We start from the raw sequence: 14860 nt of genomic DNA, 5'->3' as shown, positions 1-14860 counted from the left end.
TCGTGCACCCTGGCGCCATGTGAAGGAATCCTTCATCATGGCGTCAGGGTTCGCAAGGAGTTGCCGAGGTGTGGCTCCGGTCAGATCAGGTCGCGGCGGCGGAACACCGTGAACGCGGCGGCCACCAGCGCGCCGGTGAGCCCGAGCAGCACCACCAGGCCGGACGTCCAGGTGAGCGTGTAGGAGCCGTCGCAGTAGCCGGAGATCCCGGGGCCGCAGGCGTTGTTGTCCCAGAGCCGCACCTCACCGGACAGCCAGGCCGCCAGATAGCTGGACAGCATGTACCGGTCCGGCCGGCCGACCTCCAGGATCTGGAACACCAGCCGCGCCCCCAGCTCCCACACCACCACGTACGCGGCCACGGTGCCGAGCGCCGCCGACGTGTGCCGGCCCAGCGTGGCGACGGCGAACCCGAGCGCCGCGGCGAGCAGCACCAGCATCAGCCCGCGTACCCAGATCGCTGCGAGCGACGGCCAGAAGTCGCCGCCGGTCCGCCCGACCAGTCCGGACGCCTGGCCGATCAACCAGAAGGACCCCAGGTACGCCGCCGACGCCAGCACCGACAGGCCGAGCAGCCCGCCCAGCAGCGTGCCGAGCTTCGTGGCGAGCACCGTCGGCCGCCGGGGCCGCCACAGCAGCAGGTTGACCACCCCGCCCGAGTTCAGGTCCGCCCCGATGTAGGAGGCGCCCACCAGGAACCCGAACAGCGTCAGGAACGCGATCAGGAAGTAGAGCAGCGGCTCGGCCTCCTTGGCGAAGACGAACACACCGCTGAGGTAGTCGGCCGTGGTCGGCAACTCCTCGATCTGGGCCGGGTCGATCTGGGCGCAGTCGCGCGGCAGGTAGTCATTCTCGCCCGGCGGGATCGTGCCCTCGCGGATCCGCAGGCAGCGGTCGTACGTCATCTCCATCTGGCGCACGCTCTCCGCCGCCTGCGCCTGCGCCCGGCTCAGCTCCGCCGGGCCGGGCCGGTGCGAACCGGCGAGCGTGGTCACCACGGTCACCGCGAAGGCGGCAGCCAGCAGCACCACCATGAGCTGCACGAAGCGCCGGGCGGCCAGCCGCTCCAGCTCGGCACGGACCAGGTTCACGCGTCCACCTCCCGGCTCTCCCGGACGTCGAGGTCGATCACTCCGTCGCTCGGCGGCGCGCCGTCGACCTGCCGCGGCACCGCCACGTGCTCGTTGCCGCCGGTCAGCTCCAGGAAGACGCTCTCCAGGTCCGGCCGCAGCGGGACCAGCTCGCGTACCCACATGCCCTGCTCGCCGAGCGTCCGGCTGATCGTCTCCGGATCCTGCACACCGGTCACCACCAGGTGGTCCGGCGCTACCGCCACCGACAGGCCGGCGCGGCCCAGCACCTGCCCGGCCTGCTCCGGATCGGCCACCCGGACCCGCCACTGGTGCTGGTCGAAGCCGGCCAGCACCTCCTCCACCGGCCCGTACGCGACCCGCTGCCCCCGGCTCACGATCGTCACGTGGTCGCAGATCAACTGGATCTCGGCGAGGATGTGGCTGGACAGCAGCACCGTCACCCCGGCCTCGGCCAGCGACCGGGTCAGATCACGCATCTCCCGGATGCCGGCCGGGTCCAGCCCGTTCGCCGGTTCGTCCAGGATCAGCAGCTCCGGGTTCTTCAGCAGGGCCGACGCGACCGCCAGCCGCTGCTTCATGCCCAGCGAGTAGCCCTTGACCCGCTCGTCGCTCCGGTCGCGCAGCCCGACCTGCTCCAGCACCTCGTCCACCCGGGCGGTCGGCACACCCCCGGCCAGGGCCAGCAGCCGCAGCGTCCGGTGCGCGGTGAAGTTGGCGAAGAACTGCGGGCTCTCCACGATCGCGCCGACCCGCCCGGCCACGTCCGGCAGGTGCTCGGGGGACTCGGCACCCAGCACGCGCATCCGCCCGGCGTCCGGCCGGACCAGCCCCAGCAGCGCGCGCAGCGTGGTGGTCTTCCCGGACCCGTTCGGCCCCAGGAAGCCGTGCACCTGGCCCGCCTCGACCAGCATGTCGAAGCCGTCGACGGCGACCCGGCGCCCCTGGCGCAGCGTGTGGAACGTCTTGCGGAGGCCGGCGATCTCGATGACCGCGCTCATCCGCGCGCCTCCCGGCAGCGGTCGGGCATGGGTGTCCTTCCGGAAGCGGTGACCAACGACACGGCGCCCCACCCTATGGCGGCGGCGCCGCCCGTGGGGGGCGCCGGGCCGGGTGCGTGATTGGATGGAGCGGTGACTGGTGACCTGATCCCCGGCGCCCCGGGCGCCCTCGCCCCCTCGACCGTGGACGCGGATCTGGTGGTCAGCCTCGACGGGGTCGGCGTCAAGCGTTCCGGCACGGCGCTGGTGCACGACGTCGACTGGCGGGTCGAGCTGGACGAACGGTGGGTGGTGCTCGGGCCGAACGGCGCGGGCAAGACCACGCTGCTCAACCTGGCCGCCGGCCGGCTGCACCCGACCAGCGGCGTCGCGCACGTGCTCGGCGAGCGCATCGGCCGTACCGACGTCAACGAGCTGCGTACCCGCATCGGCCTGTCCACAGCGACGCTCGCCGAGCGGATCCCCGCCGAGGAGCGCGTCGTCGACGTGGTGGTGACCGCCGCCTGGTCGGTGGTCGGCCGCTGGCGGGAGAGCTACGACCGCACCGACGAGGTCCGCGCCGCCGCGCTGCTGCGCCAGCTCGGCGTCGGCCACCTCACCGACCGCACGTACGGCACGCTGTCCGAGGGCGAGCGCAAGCGGGTCCAGATCGCCCGCGCCCTGATGACCGACCCGGAGCTGCTGCTGCTCGACGAGCCCGCCGCCGGGCTCGACCTGGGCGGGCGCGAGGACCTGGTGGCCCGGCTGGCCGAGCTGGCGTACGACCCGGACGCGCCCGCGATGGTGCTGGTCACGCACCACGTGGAGGAGATCCCGCCGGGCTTCACCCACGCGCTGCTGCTGCGCGAGGGTGCCGTGGTGGCGCAGGGCCTGCTCGCCGACGTGCTCACCGCCGACAACCTGTCGAAGACGTTCGGCCTTCCGCTGGTGGTCACGCGGTCCGGCGACCGCTGGGCCGCCCGCGCCGCCTGAGCGACGGGACGACACAGTGCCGCAGACCCGGATCGCCGTCGTCGGCAGTGCCAACATGGACCTGGTCGGCATCGGCGCCGCGCTGCCCCGGCCCGGCGAGACCGTGCTGGGCGACGACTTCGTCATGCTGCCCGGCGGCAAGGGCGCCAACCAGGCGGTCGCCGCGGTACGCGCCGGCGCGTCCTGTGTCTTCCTGGGCGCGATCGGCTCGGACTCGTTCGGCGTGACGCTGCGGGCCCGGATGACGGCGGCCGGCGTGGACACCGGCCACCTGCGGGTGGTCTACGGCCCGTCCGGCGTCGCGCTGGTGATGGTCGGCGGCCGGGGGGAGAACGCCATCCTGGTCACCCCCGGGGCGAACGCCGCGTTCACGTCGCTGACCGCCGGCGAGCTTTCCGCCGTACGCGATGCGGACGTGCTGGTCGCGCAGCTGGAGGTGCCGGTCGAGACGGTGACCGAGGCGGCGCTGGCGGCCCGGTCCGCGGGCACCCGGGTGGTGCTCAACGCCGCGCCGGCCCGGTCGGTGCCGGCCGAGCTGCTGGCGGCCACCGACCTGCTCGTGGTGAACGAGCCGGAGGCGCAGGCGCTGACCGGTCGCGGCCGGGACGAGCCGGCGGCGCTGCTCGACCTGGTGCCCCGGGCGGTGCTCACCCTCGGCGGCGACGGCGCCTGGTACGTCGACCGGGACCGCCCGCCGACGCACGTGCCGGCCGTGCCGGTGGACGTGGTCGACTCGACCGCCGCCGGGGACGCGTTCACCGCCGCGCTCGCGGTGGCCTGGGGCGAGGGGCGGGACCTGGCCGACGCGGTGCGCTGGGCGGCGGCCGCCGGTGCGGCGTGCGTGCGCAAGCTCGGCGCCTCGGTGGCGCTGCCGCACCGCGCGGAGATCGACGAGCTGTTCCCCGGCGGTTAAGAAGGGGCCCTTCCTCTACCGGAGGCGTTAAGAAGGGGCCCTTCCTTACACCTCGTCGGTGAGGCGCTCGCCGCGGCGGCGCAGCATGCCGAGCCCGGGGATGCCGGCGACCGCGAGCTTGAGATCGCGTGTGACGTCCAGCAGGTCGTGCAGGTCCGGGCCGACCCGGTCCAGCGTGGCCAGGATCGGCAGCACGTCCGAGGTGAGATGGTCCTTGAGCTTCGGCAACTCGTCCACCAGCCGGATCGCGGCGGTCACCTCCTCCGGGCTGAGCTGCTCCACGAAACGCGCTGCCATCGGCGCGGCCCGGCGCAGCGTCGCCTCGTACGCGGTCAGCAGCTCGGTCGCGACGCCCGTCGCCTTCTCGGCGGTCGCCAGCGTGCCCGCCGCCCGCGCGGTCACCGTCTCCGCCTCGGTCACCACACCGGCCGCCGTCCGGGCCACCCGGTCGGCCTGGCCGACCACCGTGGCCGCCGCCTCGGAGACCCGCTGCGCCTCGCCGACCACCACAGTCGCCGCGGCGGCCACCTCGGTCGCCGTGTCGATCGCCGCGGTGGCGGCGGTGCTGATCACCGCCACCTCGCGGACCGCCGTCTCGGCGTCGGTGAGCACCCGGTCGGTGCGGTCGAGCGTGCCCTCGATCCGGTCCACCACCCCGTCGATCCGCCGGACCAGCGCCTCCACCTGATCGAGGACGGCGAAGGCGCGAGCGGGTACCGAGGCCACCGTGGCGGCCGAGCCGAGCGCCTGGTCCAGGGCGGTACGGGTGAGGCCGAGCACGGCGCCGGGCCGGGGAAGAGGGATCGCCATGACATCCAGTGTGCGGCGTCGCTGCCAGTGCCGCCCGACGGCAGCCGGGCGGCGAAGGTCACGCCGGGCCGCCGACGCGGCGTAGGGTGCCGGCATGCCCACCCCCGGCCCGGCGTCGCGGCGACTGCTCGCCTGCGGCGTGGTCGCGCTGCTCGCCGTCGTCCTGGGCGCCCTGCTCCTGGTCCGCGCCGACGCCGGTCTGAGCACCCGGCGGGCGACCGTGGCGGGAGTCCCGCTGACCGAGGTCCGGGCGGACGGCGTGAGCGGCGACCTGCGGCCCGGGGTGGTGATCGCGCACGGCTTCGCCGGGTCGGCCCGGCTGATGCGGCCGCTCGCCGACTCGGTGGCCCGCCGGGGCGGGATCGCGGTGCTGCTCGACTTCGCCGGCCACGGCGCCAGCCACGCTCGGCTACCCGGTGCGGGCCGGGACGAGGATCGCAGCCGGGCGCTGCTGCGGCACGACCTGGACGTGGCGGTCGCCTGGCTGCGCGGGCGTCCCGGCGTCGACCCGGACCGGATCGTCCTGGTCGGGCACTCGATGGGCGCCGGCGCGGTCACCCGGTACGCGGTGGCGCATCCGGAGATCGACCGGACCGTGGCGATCTCGCTGCCCGACGGCGGTGACGTGCCGGCCGGCTGGCCCGGGAGGCTGACGCTCGTGGTGGGCGGGCTGGAGTTCGCCGGCTTCCGCCAGGCGGTCGACGAGGCGACGCGGGACGCGCCACCGGGCACCCGCACGCGGGTGGTGGCACCGGGCACCGAGCACGTGTCGGTGCTGTTCGCGCCGCGTACCCACGCCGCGGTGCTCGACGCGCTCCCGGACCGTACCGGCGGGCCGCCGCCGGCCCCGCTGACCCGGCCGGGCGGCGCCGGGCTGCTGCTGGCAGGGCTCGCGCTGGGCTTCGTGCCGCTGGCGGCGCTGCTACCGCGCCGGGCGGGGGCGGGCACCGGCGGTCCGCGTACGGGTGCGGGCCGGTGGCTCGCCGCGACGGTGGCGGCGGCCGGGCTGGGCGCCGCGCTCGCCGCGCTGCTGCCGACCGCCCGGCTGCCGCTCGCCGTGGGCGGGTACGTGGCAGTGTTCCTGCTGTTCACCGGCGTGCTGCTGGCCGCCGTGGCACGCCTCGCGCAACCCCGCCGGCCACCGGTGACCGAGGGTGGCGTCCGGTCCGCTGCCGTCGCTGTCGGGCTCCTCGGGTACGCCGCGCTCGCCGTCGCGCTGCCGCTGCACCTCGGCCTCACCTCGACCGTGCCGGTCGGGGCCCGGTGGTGGCTGCTGCCCCTGGTGACGTTCTGCTGCCTGGTCTTCCTGCTCGGCGCCGAACGGCTCGCGGACGGCCACGGCATCCGGTACGCGGCCACCGGCGGGATCGCCGTGCTGGTGCTCGCCGTCGCGGCGGTGCTCGGCCTGGCACCTGGGTTCGTGCTGCTGGTGGTGCCGCTGTTCGCGGCGCTGGTGGCCGGGCAGGCGGCCTGGGCCGTGGTGTTGCGCCGCCGGGCCGCGCCGTGGTGGCTGGCGTCGTCGGTCGGGGCGGTGGTGCTCGCCTGGCCGATCGCGACCACGCTGCCGCTGGCCTGACCGTCGCCGCTATCGGCTGTCGGTCTGCTGTTCCACGGCGCGTTGCACGGCCCGGTAGATCTGCCCGAACCGCAGCGCGTCGGGCGTGCGGACCAGCATCGTCTCCCGGCCGTGGTGCTGCACCCACAGCTCGTGCACCCGGTTGCCGCGCTCGTAGGAGCGGTCCAGCCACCCGAGCGGCACCTCCAGGAACGGGGTGAGCGCCAGCCCCGCCACCACGAACGCGGCCAGGATGATCAGGGCCAGTTTCCACTCGCCCCGGTCCTGCGCGGACCAGGCCAGCGAGAGCACGCAGACCACAGCGACGAGGGGTGGCAGCGACAGCAGCAGGACCAGCACCCCGCGGCCCAGCACCCGTCCCCGGACGGCGAGCGTGGTGGTGCCGCGTGCGTGCCAGACGTACGTGACGTCGGCGAGCGCGACGACCTGCCCGCCCGCGTGGATCGCCTCCGAGGTGACCTGTACGGCGTCGTCCCGGTAATAGAGGACCATGAATCAGCCTAACCGCGTGTGTCGACAGCGGACGGTCGAGCGTCGGTAGGATGACGGCATGACGGACCGGAACGGGGCCGGAACCGGCGGTGACGAGCAGGCGCGCAACGTCGAGGTGGTCAGGCGCTACCTGCGCACCTTCGTCACGAAGGACCTGGCCGAACTGGCCGAGGTGGTCGACGAGGACGTGGAGATCTACGGCTCCGGCACCGCGGTGCGCGGCAGGCGCTACCCCGAGGCCGCCGTCTCCTCACCCGGCCTGACGGTGATCGACCAAGAGGTTCGGGAGATCTTCGCGGCCGGGGACCGGGTGGTGGTGTCGCTGGCGCAGACGTACCGGCGGGACGCGACCGGTGCGACCACCGTGCAGAGCGCCTGCAAGATGTACCGCCTGGCCGGCGGCCGGATCGTGCAGTTCTGGGGCGAGCAGGACACCTACGGTCTGTTGCGCGGGCTCGGCCTGCTGCCGGACGAGCCGATCACGTTCTGACCCGTCGCGGCAGGACCGGTCGCGGGACGACCGGTCGCGGGACGACCGGCCGCGGGACGACCGGGTGCGGTACGGCCCGGCCCGGGGCGACCCGGTGCGGACGGCAGGCTCTCCATGGCGCGCTGCACCGCCCGGTAGACCTGCCCGAAGCGCATCGCGTCGCGGGTGTGCAGCAGCCGCACCGGGCGGCCCCGCCATTCGGCCCACATCTCCATCTCCCGGCTGCCCCGGGCGTACGAGCGGTCCAGGTGTTCGAAGAGGAAGTCCGCGAGCGGGCCGACGGCGAGCCCGACCAGCACCGAGACGCCGACGATGGCGACGGTGACCGGCGCCGAGCGCTGCAGCCACACGGCCAGCGCGATGCCCAGCACGGCGGCCACCAGCGGCCCGGCGAGCGCGGCCCCGATCGCGCTGCGCCCGGCGAGCACCCGCCAGGAGCGGTCGCCCCGCCGGTGCCACACGGTGGTCAGTTCGGCCAGCGGGTAGCTGCGCCCGTCCACCCGTACCGCTGTGGAGGTGACCTGGACGGAGCGGTCGTCGTAGTAGGTGATCATGGCCTCACTCCCGGTGGCGGGGCTGCGGCGACTCCGGCGGCGACCTGGGGAGTCGCCGACACCACACTGTCTACCCCAACGAGGCGAGTCGTAAGGTTGGCACGCGACTTCGACGAGGAAGTGAGGGCAGCGTGGGCGAGTTCGTCAGGCTGGAAGTGAAGGACGGCATCGGCACCATCCGGCTGGAGCGGCCGCCGATGAACGCGCTCAACACCCAGGTGCAGGAGGAGTTGCGCGCCGCCGCGTCGGCGGCCACCGGCGACGCCGAGGTCCGCGCCGTGATCGTGTACGGCGGCGAGAAGGTCTTCGCGGCCGGTGCGGACATCAAGGAGATGGCCGACATGTCCTACGTGGACATGGCGGAGCGCGCTGCCGACCTGTCCAGCGCGCTCGGCGCGATCGCCCGCATCCCCAAGCCGGTCGTCGCCGCGATCACCGGGTACGCGCTCGGCGGCGGCTGCGAGCTGGCGCTGGCCTGCGACTGGCGGATCGTCGCCGAGGACGCCAAGCTCGGCCAGCCGGAGATCAAGCTGGGCATCATCCCGGGCGCCGGCGGCACCCAGCGGCTGGCCCGCCTGGTCGGCCCGGCTCGCGCCAAGGACCTGATCATGACCGGGCGGATGGTCGACGCCGCCGAGGCGCTGCGGATCGGCCTGGCCGACCGGGTGGTCCCGGCCGCCGAGGTCTACGACGCCGCTGTGGCGTACGTGAAGCCGTTCCTGACCGGGCCGGTGCAGGCGCTGCGCGCGGCGAAGGCGGCTGTCGACGGCGGTCTGGACATGGACCTCACGTCGGGCCTGGCCTGGGAGAGCCAGCTCTTCGCGGCGCTGTTCGCCACCGACGACCGGCGCGAGGGCATGGCCGCGTTCGTGGAGAAGCGCAAGCCGGGCTTCACCGGTCGCTGACGCGAGACCTGTTCACATCCGCGATACCGGCCAGTAGCGTGACCCCGGTCGGTCGACGAAGGGGAATGGCATGACGGAGCGGATCGAGGGCCACGGGGGCGATCTGGCACTCGCGGCACTACGCGCGCACGGCGTACGGGAGATGTTCACGCTGTCCGGCGGGCACGTCTTCCCGCTCTACGACGCCGCGCACAGGGCGGGTTTCCCCCTCTACGACGTGCGGCACGAGCAGTCCGCGGTGTTCGCCGCCGAGGCGGTCGCCAAGCTCCAGCGCCGCCCCGGCCTGGCCGTGCTCACCGCCGGCCCCGGCGTCACCAACGGGGTCTCCGGCCTGACCAGCGCGTTCTTCAACGCCTCACCGGTGCTGGTGCTCGGTGGGCGGGCGCCGCAGTTCCGCTGGGGCTCGGGCAGCCTCCAGGAGATGGACCACCTGCCGCTCGTCGCGCCGGTGACCAAGCACGCCGAGACGGTGTTCAGCGCCGACGACATCCCGCGCGCGGTGTCGGCGGCGCTGACCACCGCGCTCACCCCGCACCGCGGCCCGGTGTTCCTGGACTTCCCGCTGGAGGCGGTCTTCTCGGTCGGTGACGCCGACCTGCCGGCGGTCACGCCGCCGGCGCCGATCGAGCCGGACCCGGACGAGGTGGCGAAGGCGGCCCGCCTGATCGCCGGCGCGTCGCGGCCGGTCGTCATCGCCGGCTCCGACGTGTACGCGGGCGACGCCGTCGAGGCGCTGCGCGCCGCCGCCGAGTCGCTTCGGGTGCCGGTGTTCACCAACGGGATGGGCCGGGGCGCGCTGCCGCCGGAGCACCCGCTCGCCTTCGCCAAGGCCCGCCGGGTCGCGCTCAAGGGCGCCGACGTGGTCGTGGTGATCGGCACCCCGCTGGACTTCCGGCTCTCCTTCGGCGACTTCGGCGACGCCCAGGTGGTGCACGTCGTGGACGCGCCCAGCCAGCGGGCCGGGCACGTGCAGCCGGCCGCCGCGCCGGCCGGTGACCTGCGGCTGATCCTCGGCGCGTTCGCCGACCACGCCGGTGACCGGGCCGACCACGCCGACTGGATCGCCGAGCTGCGGACCGCCGAGGACGCGGCGAAGGCCCGCGACGCGGAGGAGATGGCCGCCGAGACCGACCCGATCCGCCCGGCCCGGATCTACGGCGAGCTGCGCAGGGCGCTCGCCCCGGACGCCATCACCATCGGCGACGGCGGCGACTTCGTGTCGTACGCCGGCCGCTATCTGGAGCCGGCCCAGCCCGGCACCTGGCTCGACCCCGGCCCGTACGGGTGCCTCGGCACCGGCATGGGCTACGCGATGGGCGCCCGGGTCAGCCACCCGGACCGGCAGATCTGCGTGCTGATGGGCGACGGCGCGGCCGGCTTCTCGCTGATGGACGTGGAGTCGCTGGTCCGGCAGAAGCTGCCGGTGGTGATCGTGGTCGGCAACAACGGCATCTGGGGGCTGGAGAAGCACCCGATGCGGGCGATGTACGGCTACGACGTGGCCGCCGACCTCCAGCCCGGCCTGCGCTACGACAAGGTGGTCGAGGCGCTCGGCGGCGCGGGCGAGACGGTGGAGAAGGCCGCCGACCTCGGGCCCGCGTTGGGGCGCGCGTTCGACTCGGGCGTGCCGTACCTGGTGAACGTGCTGACCGACCCCGCGGACGCGTACCCCCGTTCGTCGAACCTGGCCTGACCACGGCGCGTGCGGGCCGTCCACCGGGTGACCGGCGGGCGGCCCGCTGCGCGTGTCAGACCTCGGGGCGGTCCCTGTCGTCCGGGCGGCCGCGCAGCTCCTCCTCGCGGCGGCGCAGGTCCTCCTCCCACAGCCGCAGCCGTTCCTGGTCCTCGCGGCGGGACCGCTCGTCCAGCGAGGCGAGGAACTCCGGGTCGTCGTCCGGTGCGAGCGGGCGGCGGGCCGGGGCGGCGGGCCGGGCCGTGCCGGTGACGCCGGCGGTCCCGGCCGGGCGCTCGCGGCCCACCAGGAACCAGGCGATCGAGCCGACCAGCGGGAAGAAGAGAATGATCAGCACCCAGATCATCCGGGGCAGCGCCTTGACCTTCTCCTCGTCGGCGGAGAGACAGCTGATCAGCGCGCACACGGCGAGGACGATCTGGACCAGGAAGAGCAGCACGTAGAGGCGGGCCATGACTCATGATGGCTCACCGCCGCTCGTCAGCGCACCCCGCCGAGCACGTGCGCCACGCCGAGCACCGCAAGTCCGGCCGCGCCGAGCGCGGTCAGCGGCACCGACCATCTGTCGAACCGGCGCGGTCCGGTGCCGGTGGCCCGGTGCCACGTCACCACGAGCACGGCGAGCCAGACCACCACCGCGAGCCCGGCCGGCGCCGCGTCCGCGGCCCGGCCGCCGAACGCCGGCCGGAGCTGGAGCAGCAGCACCGCAGTGAGCGTGAGCAGCGTCCGCCGCCACGCCAGCCGGGTGCGCTCGGGTTGCAGGCCGGGGTCACGGGTCACCGCGCGCCGCCCACCAGCACGGCGGCCACCAGCAGCAGCGCGCCGACCGCGACGACGAGTGCGAGGACGGCCGGGAAGCGGGACGCGGGCAACTCCTCGTTCAGCCGCATGGCGCGTTCGGTGCGCGCCCAGTGGTCGACCGCCCGGATCGAGACGGTGGCGCCGAGCAGCAGCAGCGCGACCGCGAGCGTCTCGCGCAGGTGGGCCAGGCGCAGCGGCGGCAGGAACTGCGCGGCGGCCAGCCCGCCCGCCACCAGCGCGAGACCTGTTCGCAGCCAGGCCAGGAACGTCCGTTCGTTCGCCAGCGAGAAGCGGTAGTCCGGCGGGGTGCCGACCGAACGCAGCTCACGCGGGTCGAACCAGCTCTTGATCGACTCCCACACGCTGCCGATTATCCGCTTTGCCCCGCGCCTAGCCTGGGGGGATGACCGATCTTGACGCGCGCGAGCTGCGCGACGCCTACGACAGCCAGATCCGACCGGAGCTGCCGGACCCGCTGCCGGCCGGGGTGACGGTCGAGCGCGACGGCCCGCTGTTCCGCGTGCTCGGGCTCGACCACCGAGGCTTCCTGACGTACCGGACGCTCGACGGTCTGGCCGGCGCCGAGCTGGACGCGCTCATCGCCCGGCAGGTCGAGGTCTTCCGGGACCGGGGCGAGCCGGTCGAGTGGAAGCTCGCCGGTCACGACGAGCCGGCCGACCTGGGCGACCGGCTGCGCGCCGCCGGATTCGTGCCGGAGGACCAGGAGACGGTCGTGGTCGGCCCGGTCGCGCCGCTCGCCGCCGCCGTCCCGGTGCTCCCCGAGGGGGTACGCCTGCGCGAGGTCACCAGCCGGGCGGACCTGGAGCGGATCGCCGCGATGGAGGAGGAGGTCTGGCACTCCGACCGCAGCCACCTGGTGTACGGGCTGGTCCGGGAGATCGAGGCCGATCCGCAGTCGATCACGATCGTGGTGGCGGAGGCGGGCGAGACCGTGATCAGCGCCGGCTGGATCCGTTACCAGCGGGGCACCGGCTTCGCCAGCCTCTGGGGCGGCTCGACGCTGCCGCAGTGGCGCAGGAAGGGCGTCTACCGGGCGCTCGTGGCCCACCGGGCGCGGCTGGCGCAGCAGCGCGGCAAGACGCTGCTCCAGGTGGACTGCTCGCCGGACAGCCGCCCCATCCTGGAGCGGCTCGGGCTCGTTGCGGTCACCACCTCCACGCCGTACGTCTACACTCCGTGATCATGGAACGGTTGACGGCGGACGAGCGGCTCACCCTGAAGACCGGTGCGTTCGGTGCCGTCTTCCTGGTCTCCAACGCCGTACCCGGGGTGCTGGCCATGGTGCGGGAGAGCTTCGCCGCCTCCGGCGCGCTCGCCGAGGTGGGGGGCGTGGTCAAGGAGGCGCTGACCACCGGGCCGCTGCCGCAGCTCCCCCGGGACTCGGTCCTGGAGGTCGAGTCGGTGGTGCTGCCCGCGCTGGGCCGGTCGGTGGAGATCCTGCGCGCCAAGTCGCCGGGCGACGTCGAGACGTACCGGTCGGTGGTGCTGGCCGCGGCGGAGCGGGTGGCCCAGGCGCACCGGGGGATCGAGCCGGCCGAGGCGGCGGCGATCGAGAAGATCCGGCAGGCGCTGGCCGAGCCGGCGTGACGGTGGTGAGTTGCGTCACTCCGGGCCGCCGGGGTGGCCATGCTACTTGCGGGTAACATTGCTCCGTGGGGAAGTGCACAGCAGCCCGCGGTTGACCCACGTTGCGTCACGCGGGAGGCTGCGCCCGTGACCGGGCGAGTGATCGCTACACCAAACAGGAGGGTCGTCGAAGCGCGATGAACATCGTCGTACTCGTCAAGCAGGTGCCCGATTCGGGCGCGGACCGCAACCTGCGTTCTGACGACAACACCGTCGACCGCGGTTCGGCGAACAACGTCATCAACGAGATGGACGAGTACGCCATCGAAGAGGCGTTGAAGATCAAGGAGGCGCACGGCGGCGAGGTCACCATCCTGACCATGGGTCCGGACCGGGCGACCGAGTCGATCCGCAAGGCGCTCTCCATGGGCCCGGACAAGGCCGTCCACGTGGTGGACGACGCCCTGCACGGCTCCTGCGCGGTGGCCACCTCGAAGGTGCTGGCCGCCGCCCTCGGGCAGCTCAACGCCGACCTGGTCATCTGCGGCGCCGAGTCGACCGACGGCCGGGTCCAGGTCATGCCGCACATGATCGCCGAGCGGCTGGGCGTGGCCGCCCTGACCGGCGCGCGCAAGCTCACCGTCGACGGGTCGAACCTGACCGTCGAGCGGCAGACCGAGGAGGGCTACGAGGTGGTCACCGCCTCGACCCCGGCCGTGGTCTCCGTCTGGGACACCATCAACGAGCCGCGCTACCCGTCCTTCAAGGGCATCATGGCGGCCAAGAAGAAGCCGGTGCAGACGCTCTCCCTGGGCGACCTGGGCGTGGCCCCGGCCGAGGTGGGCTTCGACGGCGCCACCAGCGCCGTGGTGGAGCACTCCAAGCGCCCGCCGCGCTCCGGCGGCGAGAAGATCACCGACGAGGGCGAGGGCGGCGTGAAGCTGGTCGAGTTCCTCGCCACCGAGAAGTTCGTGTGAGAGGTCACTGACATGTCTGAGGTTCTCGTCGTCGTCGAAGCCACGAAGGAATTCGGCGTCAAGAAGGTCACCCTGGAGATGCTCACCCTCGCCCGCGAGCTGGGCACCCCGAGCGCCGTCGTCCTCGGTGGCGCCGGCGCCGCCGAGGCGCTGAGCGCCAAGCTCGGCGAGTACGGCGCGGAGAAGATCTACGCCGCCGAGGGCGAGGAGATCGACGGCTACCTGGTGGCCCCCAAGGCCACGGTGGTCGCCGAGCTGGTCAAGCGCGTCCAGCCGGCCGCCGTGCTGCTCGCCTCGTCGCAGGAGGGCAAGGAGATCGCCGCCCGCCTCGCGGTCAAGCTGGACAACGGCATCCTGACCGACGTGGTCGGCCTGGCCGCCGACGGCACCGCCACCCAGGTCGCGTTCGCCGGCTCCACCATCGTCAAGTCCAAGGTCACCAAGGGCCTGCCGCTGGTCACCGTCCGGCCGAACTCGCTCAACCCGGCCCCGGCCGCTGCCACCCCGGCGGTCGAGCAGCTCACCGTGTCGGTCACCGACGCGGACAAGCTCGCCAAGGTCGTCGAGCGGGTCGCCGAGCAGAAGGGCTCCCGCCCCGAGCTGACCGAGGCGTCGGTGGTCGTCTCCGGCGGTCGCGGTGTCGGCAACGCCGACAACTTCAAGCTGGTCGAGGAGATGGCCGACCTGCTCGGCGGCGCGGTCGGCGCGTCCCGCGCGGCAGTCGACTCCGGCTACTACCCGCACCAGTTCCAGGTGGGCCAGACCGGCAAGACCGTCTCCCCGCAGCTCTACGTCGCGCTGGGCATCTCCGGTGCGATCCAGCACCGGGCCGGCATGCAGACCTCGAAGACCATCGTCGCGGTGAACAAGGACGCCGAGGCGCCGATCTTCGAGCTGGCCGACTACGGCGTGGTCGGCGACCTGTTCAAGGTCGTCCCGCAGGCCGCCGAGGAGATCCGCAAGCGCAAGTGAGCGTCGCGTGAAAGAAGGCCGCCGCC

18 protein-coding genes are annotated in these 14860 nt (G+C 73.8%); 10 read left to right on the top strand and 8 right to left on the bottom strand.

The features are described 5' to 3' along the window. Positions 1 to 80: 80 nt before the first annotated feature. Positions 81 to 1091: an ABC transporter permease subunit gene (locus tag FB454_RS10660; RefSeq protein ID WP_013474284.1), complete on the bottom strand. Its 1011-nt coding sequence runs from the start codon at positions 1089 to 1091 to the stop codon at positions 81 to 83. Further along, positions 1088 to 2092, bottom strand: a complete 1005-nt coding sequence (locus tag FB454_RS10655) for an ATP-binding cassette domain-containing protein (protein ID WP_145753292.1) — start codon at positions 2090 to 2092, stop codon at positions 1088 to 1090. Before FB454_RS10655 ends, FB454_RS10660 begins: the two co-directional genes overlap by 4 nt. A 132-nt stretch (positions 2093 to 2224) precedes the next feature. Between FB454_RS10655 and FB454_RS10650 the strand changes: the two genes are divergently transcribed. Both FB454_RS10650 and FB454_RS10645 read left to right on the top strand, forming a co-directional pair. Beyond that, positions 2225 to 3064 carry an ABC transporter ATP-binding protein gene (locus FB454_RS10650; RefSeq protein ID WP_013474286.1) on the top strand — a complete coding sequence of 280 codons (840 nt, stop codon included), beginning with the start codon at positions 2225 to 2227 and terminating at the stop codon, positions 3062 to 3064. Positions 3065 to 3080: 16 nt separating this feature from the next. Beyond that, positions 3081 to 3977, top strand: coding sequence for a ribokinase (locus FB454_RS10645; protein WP_145822875.1), 897 nt, complete (start codon positions 3081 to 3083; stop codon positions 3975 to 3977). A gap of 45 nt (positions 3978 to 4022) precedes the next feature. Here the strand turns inward: FB454_RS10645 and FB454_RS10640 are convergent, their stop codons facing one another. Beyond that, positions 4023 to 4787 carry a hypothetical protein gene (locus FB454_RS10640; RefSeq protein WP_013284442.1) on the bottom strand — a complete coding sequence of 255 codons (765 nt, stop codon included), beginning with the start codon at positions 4785 to 4787 and terminating at the stop codon, positions 4023 to 4025. A 94-nt stretch (positions 4788 to 4881) separates the two neighbouring features. Between FB454_RS10640 and FB454_RS10635 the strand changes: the two genes are divergently transcribed. After that, the gene (locus tag FB454_RS10635) at positions 4882 to 6363 is read left to right on the top strand and encodes an alpha/beta fold hydrolase (RefSeq protein WP_145822874.1); all 1482 of its coding nucleotides are present in this window, start codon (positions 4882 to 4884) and stop codon (positions 6361 to 6363) included. A gap of 9 nt (positions 6364 to 6372) precedes the next feature. Here FB454_RS10635 and FB454_RS10630 read toward each other — a convergent pair whose 3' ends face one another. Then, on the bottom strand, positions 6373 to 6855 hold the full coding sequence (locus FB454_RS10630; RefSeq protein ID WP_013284444.1) for a DUF6232 family protein: 483 nt from the start codon (positions 6853 to 6855) through the stop codon (positions 6373 to 6375). Between the two features lie 58 nt (positions 6856 to 6913). Between FB454_RS10630 and FB454_RS10625 the strand changes: the two genes are divergently transcribed. After that, positions 6914 to 7345: a nuclear transport factor 2 family protein gene (locus FB454_RS10625; protein WP_071096462.1), complete on the top strand. Its 432-nt coding sequence runs from the start codon at positions 6914 to 6916 to the stop codon at positions 7343 to 7345. Here the strand turns inward: FB454_RS10625 and FB454_RS10620 are convergent. Beyond that, the gene (locus tag FB454_RS10620; RefSeq protein ID WP_145753288.1) at positions 7291 to 7899 is read right to left on the bottom strand and encodes a DUF6232 family protein; all 609 of its coding nucleotides are present in this window, start codon (positions 7897 to 7899) and stop codon (positions 7291 to 7293) included. The two genes, FB454_RS10625 and FB454_RS10620, sit on opposite strands and share 55 nt — an antisense overlap. Before the next feature lie 131 nt (positions 7900 to 8030). Here FB454_RS10620 and FB454_RS10615 point away from each other — a divergent pair, with 131 nt between their 5' ends. Continuing rightward, positions 8031 to 8804, top strand: coding sequence for an enoyl-CoA hydratase/isomerase family protein (locus FB454_RS10615; protein WP_013284447.1), 774 nt, complete (start codon positions 8031 to 8033; stop codon positions 8802 to 8804). A 70-nt stretch (positions 8805 to 8874) separates the two neighbouring features. Next, complete coding sequence (locus FB454_RS10610) at positions 8875 to 10497, top strand: acetolactate synthase (RefSeq protein ID WP_013474291.1); 1623 nt, start codon at positions 8875 to 8877, stop codon at positions 10495 to 10497. 55 nt (positions 10498 to 10552) lie between these two features. Here FB454_RS10610 and FB454_RS10605 read toward each other — a convergent pair whose 3' ends face one another. From FB454_RS10605 to FB454_RS10595, 3 genes are read right to left on the bottom strand one after another with little or no spacing between them, the layout of a single operon-like run. Continuing rightward, on the bottom strand, positions 10553 to 10951 hold the full coding sequence (locus FB454_RS10605; RefSeq protein WP_013284449.1) for a PLD nuclease N-terminal domain-containing protein: 399 nt from the start codon (positions 10949 to 10951) through the stop codon (positions 10553 to 10555). A gap of 26 nt (positions 10952 to 10977) precedes the next feature. Then, positions 10978 to 11277, bottom strand: coding sequence for a DUF202 domain-containing protein (locus FB454_RS10600; protein ID WP_013284450.1), 300 nt, complete (start codon positions 11275 to 11277; stop codon positions 10978 to 10980). Next, on the bottom strand, positions 11274 to 11660 hold the full coding sequence (locus FB454_RS10595; RefSeq protein WP_013284451.1) for a YidH family protein: 387 nt from the start codon (positions 11658 to 11660) through the stop codon (positions 11274 to 11276). Before FB454_RS10595 ends, FB454_RS10600 begins: the two co-directional genes overlap by 4 nt. Positions 11661 to 11701: 41 nt before the next feature. Here FB454_RS10595 and FB454_RS10590 point away from each other — a divergent pair, with 41 nt between their 5' ends. The 4 genes from FB454_RS10590 to FB454_RS10575 all read left to right on the top strand — a co-directional run bounded on the left by FB454_RS10590 (position 11702) and on the right by FB454_RS10575 (position 14834). After that, entirely contained in the window at positions 11702 to 12499 is a 798-nt protein-coding gene (locus FB454_RS10590; RefSeq protein ID WP_013284452.1) for a GNAT family N-acetyltransferase, read from the top strand. A 2-nt stretch (positions 12500 to 12501) separates the two neighbouring features. Next, positions 12502 to 12906 (top strand): hypothetical protein, encoded by a 405-nt coding sequence (locus tag FB454_RS10585; protein WP_013284453.1) that lies wholly within the window; start codon positions 12502 to 12504, stop codon positions 12904 to 12906. A 176-nt stretch (positions 12907 to 13082) separates the two neighbouring features. After that, entirely contained in the window at positions 13083 to 13862 is a 780-nt protein-coding gene (locus FB454_RS10580) for an electron transfer flavoprotein subunit beta/FixA family protein (protein ID WP_013284454.1), read from the top strand. A gap of 12 nt (positions 13863 to 13874) precedes the next feature. Continuing rightward, positions 13875 to 14834: an electron transfer flavoprotein subunit alpha/FixB family protein gene (locus FB454_RS10575; protein WP_013474293.1), complete on the top strand. Its 960-nt coding sequence runs from the start codon at positions 13875 to 13877 to the stop codon at positions 14832 to 14834. The last annotated feature ends 26 nt before the right edge of the window (positions 14835 to 14860 follow it).

Source organism: Micromonospora sp. CNZ297 (genome assembly GCF_007827625.1).
The sequence above is the reverse complement of the archived record's forward strand: the minus strand, read 5'-3'. Positions and strand labels throughout refer to the sequence as shown.